The 1,126-nt window shown below is 67.1% G+C and carries 1 protein-coding gene; it reads left to right on the plus strand.

Translation table 11 applies throughout. The features are described 5' to 3' along the window. Nucleotides 1-123: 123 nt before the first annotated feature. Nucleotides 124-1,126 (plus strand): IS256 family transposase (locus AB0333_RS16955; RefSeq protein WP_366219843.1); only part of this gene is annotated, 1,003 nt, incomplete at its 3' end.

The following is a 1,126-nucleotide window of genomic DNA, read 5'->3' on the forward strand; positions in this document are numbered from 1 at the left end:
AGTAGTGCCCCATAGAGTGGTGTAACGCACAGGTGGTCGGCAATGTCGTTTCAGACGTGGACGCGGCCACCGGTGTGATCCTTCGAGTCAACCTTGCAAGAATCCTCGAAAGGAGTCACCACGGTGACCGCTCCTCACATTGTCGACCCTGCCGGCCTACTTGGCGAAGCCCTGTCCGAAGCCTCCCCGGACCTGATGCGCAACCTGCTGCAATCCGTGATCAACACCCTGCTCTCCGCTGACGCCGACGCGGTGGTCGGCGCCGAGTGGGGCAGACCCGCTACGACCCGCACCGCCCAGCGCAACGGCTATCGCCACCGCGAGCTGGACACCCGGGTCGGGACCCTCGACGTGGCCATTCCCAAACTCAGATCGGGCACCTACTTTCCCGAGTGGCTGCTGGAACGCCGCAAACGGGCCGAATCGGCGCTGATCACGGTGGTGGCGGACTGCTACCTGGCCGGGGTCTCCACCCGCCGGATGGACAAGCTGGTGAAGACCTTGGGCATCAACGCGCTGTCGAAGTCCCAGGTCTCGCGAATGGCCGAGGACCTCGACGAGCAGGTCGAGGCTTTCCGCCACCGTCCCCTGGATACGGCCGGCCCGTTCACGTTCGTGGCCGCCGACGCCCTGACGATGAAGGTCCGCGAGGGCGGCCGGGTCGTCAACGCCGTGGTCCTGCTGGCCACCGGGGTCAACGCCGACGGCCGCCGCGAAGTCCTCGGCCTGCGGGTGGCAACCAGCGAGTCCGGTGCGGCGTGGAACGAGTTCTTCGCCGACCTGGTCGCCCGGGGTCTGGGCGGGGTCCGCCTGGTCACCAGTGACGCCCACGCCGGGCTCAAGGACGCGATCGCCGCGAACCTGCCCGGCGCTGCGTGGCAGCGCTGCCGCACGCATTACGCGGCGAATCTAATGGGCATCACCCCGAAGTCCATGTGGCCGGCCGTGAAGGCGATGCTGCACAGCGTGTATGACCAGCCCGATGCCACCAGTGTGAACGCGCAGTTCGACCGGCTCATCGACTACGTGGGCGAGAAGTTGCCCGCGGTGGCTGAGCACCTCGACGCCGCCCGGGCCGACATCCTGGCCTTCACGACCTTCCCCAAGGATGTCTGGACGCAGATCT

Source organism: Citricoccus sp. NPDC079358, assembly GCF_040702545.1.
Lineage (GTDB): Bacteria > Actinomycetota > Actinomycetes > Actinomycetales > Micrococcaceae > Citricoccus.